Origin of the sequence: Actinoplanes sp. NPDC048796 (assembly GCF_040650035.1) — a bacterium.
Classification (GTDB): domain Bacteria; phylum Actinomycetota; class Actinomycetes; order Mycobacteriales; family Micromonosporaceae; genus Actinoplanes.
The window spans coordinates 377546-383754 of record NZ_JBEZGO010000009.1 but is presented as its reverse complement, the minus strand read 5'-3'; the positions used below and the strand labels follow the sequence as shown (position 1 = coordinate 383754).

The following is a 6209-nucleotide window of genomic DNA, read 5'->3' as shown; positions in this document are numbered from 1 at the left end:
GAACTCACGAGGGTAGGGCTTGGGCACAGCAACATCCTTCCAGCCCGCCGTCACGGCAAGCCATCTCAGATGTCACCTATCTGTGCAGCAGACCCTTGCCTGTGAAGTCAAAGCGAGGGTCTGCTCAACGACTTAGCGGGGCTTGCCCAGGCTTTCATGCCGGAGGTCTTGGGCTTGGGGCTCTTCAGCCCAAGGCTATGAAGCTAGGGGCTGGAGTGTGGCGCCAAGATGTTGATGGTTGCTTGATAGGTGTGTCGGTCGACACTGAGGCCCTTGTAGGCGTATAGAAGCGGCGGGACTGCGCGGTCCTCTGATTTGCCAGGGCTTGGCCGGTCGACTGGTCATCTGCGACAGTTATGCCCGCCGCTGACGGCCCGTATTGGGCTTCTGGACGGCCGTCCGGGTACGCAGCAGCGGAGGTACGTCAACCGTAGGCACGACGTCGTAGTCGGCGTTACGTGGTGCCGGCACCGTCGCGTCAAGCGCGGCGGCCTGGTCGCGGGCGCGGTGCTGGCGAATCAGCAGCTTGATGGGCCACCGATGGCGCTTCTCGGTGTCGGGATGCAAGTGGGCGTTGGCGGCGTCGATCAGGTCACGTAGAGCGGCGTATAGAGCTGTGTCGGCCTGTGCCCGGGCGACTGTCGCCTTCCTGCGCTGCCAGAGGTTCTCGAGTCCGTACGCCTGGCCCGCCTCTGTGGCGACTTCGCTGAGCCGCATCGTTGCGTCGCGGACCGGTCCGACGGGTAGTTGCAGGCTGGCGCGTGTGGCGGCCGCCATGACGCGCCGCATAGGCGCCAGCAGCGCCTGTGCGGCGAGCAGCTCGCGCTGGTTGGCCTCCACCGCGATCTGGGCGCCTCGGGCGGTGCCGATTGCCATGCCGCCAGTCTGCTTGCCGGCCATGAACTCCAGGAAGGCCGAGCCGAGGACCATCAGCCGCGGCTGCCAGGCGTTGTGGACCGGCTGGTAGGCGAGGAGGGCCAGGTGGAGCTCGCCGGCGGCCTCGACCAGTTCTTGCGTGACGGCCTCGATCTTCGCGTTGGCTGCCGACGTGCGCTCACGGTCTCGTTGCCGCGCGTTGTAACGCTGTGTCAGCACGACGCCGCCGAGCCCGGCGATGACGGCGAACCCGCCGGTGATCAACTGTGGCAGGACGGGGGTGAGGATGGACGCGACGCTCATGGTCATCAGGGTGGGTCATCCTGTTGAGATCGAGGACGCGCCACACCGGACAATGCGCCGCCGCTCGTGTGAGCTCAAGCGGTCATCTGCCGCAAGGCTTCTTGGGCCTGGGCGTTACCGGGTGTGAGGTGGTCACCGACGAGGTGTCGCTGTGTGATTGCCATGGCTGGCGACCGCGACTGGCTACTGGAGAACCTGGGGATCGACGGCATCGACTTCTGTCCGGTCGGGCTCCGCACTCTCCACCTCGAAGGGCCTGGGGTCACAGGATCGGTTGCGGGCGTCCTTTGCGATACGGGGTCAAGGTTTCAGCTGAGCGGTTGGAATCGAATTTGGCGTGCAGCACTATAATTTCGATGCCCCGATCATTCATCGGGTGACGGGATCGTCCTCTGGGGCGTCTCGGTGTGGCAGCGGTATTTCTAGCAGGTAGGGGAGGGTGCTCTTCCCGAGTCCGGCGAGAATGTCGGCGGACTGTTCCGACAGTACGGCGCTGAGGCCGTCTCGCGTATGGTGGGCCGCTTGACTTCGCCTGTAGTCCGCGGTTGTCCATTGCTCAACGGGGTACCAGCCGACCAGGTAGATCCCTGTATCGGTTTTCGCGGCAGGCAGATAGCGCTCGGCGAGTTGGGTGCGCTGGGAGGTGCGAATATCTTTGTTCCAGGAGCCTTTGACCTCTATGACTACGGCGATGCGGTCTGCGGTCGACCCATTCATGCTGGTGAGCCGAGTGGCCGTTTCAATCAGGATGTCGGCTCGATCGCCGGCCCCGGTTCCGGCGTCGGTGGGACGGATCATCACTTCGCGGTTGACGATGATGCCGCGCCTGCCTAGGCGCAAGGTCAGTTCATGGAGGAGATACGCCTGTAGGGCGTATTCGTGTTTCGGATGCCACCCGTCGGCCCTCTTAGGGCCAGCTGGCATGAACTTCTTCGGAATGCGATCCCAAAGGAGATCCCCGTGGCCTGCAAGGTCTTCGGCGATGGCGCCGAGAGACTCCAATACGGTGTTCCGTAGCTCGTGTTCGGAGCGAGCGAACCTTCGCTGTGCGTCGTTTAGCAGCTCGGCGACCTCGGCCGGAGTAGGGGCTGCCCAGCCGTCCCTCGCGGCGACCGCTCGGCAGCGGACGAGGCTGTACAGCAAGATCGGGCGTTCCGGGAACTCCGCTCGGAGTCGCGCAAGCGCCCCAGCCGCCTCCGTGGTGCCGATGCCGACCAGCGCTTCCAACGTCTTGTCACGCCATTCGCGTGCCTGCTCCTTCGGCCCGACGAAGTGCGCCCCTGGCCGCCAACCTGGGTCCTCTTCCGGCGGGAACACGTCGCTGAACCATCGATAGATTCTCACCAGCTCCCCGACGGCGAGGTCAGCGAGAGGCGAGCCTGTGAGGGGCGAGCGTGCCGTTGCCAAGGCGATCTCCCGGCCCGTCGCCGGATGGGTCTGCGCAATTTGCAAGATAGCCGCAACGTGCTGCGGAGGGTCCGAGCGCCACAAGAGATTCCCGGCCCGGCCGGCCAGGACCCTTTCCATCTCCGTTTCGGTACACGTGAGGCACCAAGTCGCCAGGTCGATAGCACGGCGGTCAGGCAACACGAGTAGTGCTGCGAGCATCTGTTCCCACCGCTCGGCGGCGGTGGCTAACGCCTCGTCCGAGGGCAGAACGATCGCTGCGTCCGTGGTTTTGGTGATTGCCTTGTATAAGTCTGCTGCTAGTTCGAGCCAGGCGTCGGTCAGCGATGGTGCCTGGCCCGGATTGATCAGCTCAATCTCAGATGCGGAGTTGTTGCGAGTGATCTCGGCGCGGACGTAGAGCTTGACTACGTCGGCTAGACGTTGGGACGCGTGCTTTACGACGTAGGCCAGCAACTGACGCTTGACCTCCGGGTCCCCGGCACCAGACGGAACAGCGTGAAAATTTACGATGGCGGCGGTCCAGAACGTCCAGCGTTTTGACGGAATCTGGTTGAGTCGGCTTCGTCGCTGCAGGAGGGCCAGCGCGAGGTATCCCGCCCACGCACGCCGGTCATGCACGTCCTGGCCGAGCCACTCATCGGCGTGATCGTGTTCGTTGGTTACGAACAAGAACGCTGCGTCGGTCAACTGCCGCGCTGGGGCGTCGATGAGGAGCGATATTGCGGGGAATTGTAGAAGATCGTCGTCGAGCCGGGGCGGGCCGAAGGCCGTTTTCGGTTCGAACTGCAGGGCTCCGGCCAGCTTCCAGAAGGCATCGGTGTCTCCGGAGGTGACGTCGGCGAATAGCCGCTGGACCTCTTGGTGGAACGCTGCGATATTCTCGGGAGATGCGGTGTCCTCAGCGTCATCGGCGTGGGATTGCCGCCAGCGGTTCGCCATGTCGCTGTTGATCGCAACCGGCTCGAACCACCAGGCGATGTAGGGCCAGACCGGATGATCGCGGTTACTGAAGGCCAGTGTTGCCGACTCGTCATCGGCTAGGTCGAAGAGCATGCCGGCGCACATTGCGTACGCCTGCGCCAAGTCAGGTTGGTCGGCAGCCTCGCTCTCCGCACTGAGGCCAAAAAGCCACGGAAAATCGGTGTGGCTGAGCAGCGCTCCCCGGCCGCCCGTCCGAAGCCCGGACGGCAGGTCGTTTACCTTCGTCCCGTAGCGCGAGGCCCGATTCCTGGGCCAAGAACCAACCACATTCGATGCTGTCGATCGGTCGAACGGCTCAGCTGCGACCATGCGAGTGATGAGCCTAACGGCAAGGGTCTGCCGTAGCGACCGCACCGAGTCCGGTTCGGCGCCATCGGCGTGCACAAGGTCAAGCGCACGCGGGATGGCCGGTCGGTTGTGACGCTCGAGCCGTTGGTGCATGGTCGCGGCGATGAGTTCAAGATGATCGCTGGCTTCAGGGACGGAGAGGGCTCGGTCGGTCACATCGTCGAGCAGGTCGCGGAACGTAGAGGGAATGCCTCGCTGGTCTGACTCGGGTGCATACGAATCTGTATCAAATGTGTCCAAGGCCCACCGAAGTACGGCGTCTATATCGGGACTGCCGAGTTTCTCGACAAATGTAGAGAGAAAAACGCGAAAGGTTCCAAACAGTACCCGGTTCTCCGGCCGGCCAAGGAAGGGAAGCACGTTGACGGTCGGCAACCGAGCTGGCCAGAGTGCGCGAAGCAGGTTCCCGGCCAACTCGTCGTGCGGGTCAATTGCGGCCGCGTGTCCGCGATCCGTGAGCGTCATTAAGACTGTGCGTAGCCGGTCCGCGGATTCGTCGGGGTTGATCTCGAAAGCCGCCAGCGAGGCGCGCGTCCGTGTCCCAGGATCCCACTCATCGTGCTCAGCGATTCTCAGGAGGTCGTCGGCCACTGCGGCGCTTCTTGCCTCTCGAGCCAGCCGGACCGCCAGCCGGACACGCGCCGCCGACGCAGGGTAAGCGGGTTGACCGCTGTGTGCCGTCGAGAGCACGCCGGAAAGCTGAGAATCGAGTCCGGGATGCTGCAGATGGCGGCTCGCCCTCGCCCAAGCCTGATCGCCGGCCTCGATCTCCGGGGCTCGCATCAGCATCGCCTCGACGAGCAGCCGCCGCGTGGCGGGCGAGTCGACGAGCGGGCTATGCGGCACAAGACTTTCAGGATCGGCCTCGACCAGCCAGTCAGCGCTATTCTGATCCGCGTTGACAAGCCAAGCGGCGGTCTCACGCAGCGACGTCGGAATCGCGCGCGCAGCTCCCCCTGCAGCTACAAGAAAGAGAGACTGCAGCTGTGCGGTAGGGACTCGGTGACGTACTAGATAGTTCGCAGCCAGGAACGCGGCGAAGGATCCATGCCGGAAGGCAAGCCGGTTTGCGCCCCGCCCAGTGAACAGGCCCGTTGCGAGCGTCGCGTCGACCATTCTTCTCGTGATGGTAAATCCGTGGCCATCAGATCTCTCGTCGCCGCCCGCGAGCGAGTCGACCGTGAGGTCATGTTCGCCGGCGTCGAGTACAGGCCCCCGCCAAATCGTTCGCCGACCCGACAACATCAGCCGTGCCGCGACCCTTTCAGCAACCGCCCAGCGTTGAGCCGAAGTCGACTCGTCATGGGTTACCGCCCGATCGGTGTCATGCTCGTCGACCAACTGCTGTACCCCACGGGCGAACAAAACATCAGGTGTGGCATCTAGCCCCTTATCGTGCCGGAAGGCACGAACCAGCAGTTCTAGGGTGAGGGGCACGTTCGCGAGCACACCGGCGCCGCAGTCGACCGCTGCACTGACGAGTGCGTCTCCACGACCCGGCTCAGCGCTCGAAGCCAGCCTCGTGGCCTCGGCGCGCGTTAGAGGCGCGAGGTCAGCGACCGTGCAGGAGCCGAAGATGTCCGTCAGCGTAGTGGTTAGGTTCGATGGGTAGTCCGCCGTGCGGCAACCCAGCACGAGGTTCAGCGCAGTGACGTCGTGGTTGCGAAGTGTGCTCCGAAGGAGGCCAGCGAGTTGCTGTCGGATCGGGCACTCGTCGATTTGATCGATTATTAGGCCCAAGCGCAGCACGGATCCGTCTTGCCGATCTCCGCCCAGTGAGCGTTCGGGAAGGGTGCGTAGATGTCGGCCGACGAACTCGTGGAAGCTGGCAGTGTCCGTGATGTCGGCCGCGTCGACAATCTCCACCGAGGCAAAGGCGGCGTCGGCCCGCAACGCTTCGAACTCGGTCGACTTGCCCAGACCCGGCTCGCCGAGCAGAACCACAGCGCCGCTACGCACTGCGTCCAGAAGCGATACGAGACGGCCGGCCGAACCGTCACTGGCCCTACCAACAGGGCCGGCCGACGACAGATCGAGGAAGCCCTCAGCGTCGAGCGGGAATGGCAGCTCGTCGCCGACCGCGCCGGACCGGACGCGGCACAGGCGTCCGACAGTGACGCCGAAAATCGCCTGCAATCCGTCTCCTTGAGCAATGCGGAGGTGCTAGGGACACCATATAGGCCGAATGCAGGCGGATCGCGAACCCTTTACTTGCGTGGGTCACCACGCGGTTCGAAGAGCAATGCCGCAGTTTGGCCGGCATCGGGTCAGCGCGACGTTCGCTCGATCCT

The 6209-nt window shown here is 64.1% G+C and carries 2 protein-coding genes; both read right to left on the bottom strand.

Annotated features, from left to right (window positions below; all coding sequences use genetic code 11):
* Positions 1–354 precede the first annotated feature (354 nt).
* Positions 355–1179 (bottom strand): hypothetical protein, encoded by an 825-nt coding sequence (locus AB0C26_RS32970; protein WP_360255486.1) that lies wholly within the window; start codon positions 1177–1179, stop codon positions 355–357.
* Between the two features lie 369 nt (positions 1180–1548).
* The gene (locus AB0C26_RS32965) at positions 1549–6054 is read right to left on the bottom strand and encodes a hypothetical protein (RefSeq protein WP_360255484.1); all 4506 of its coding nucleotides are present in this window, start codon (positions 6052–6054) and stop codon (positions 1549–1551) included.
* Positions 6055–6209: the final 155 nt, after the last annotated feature.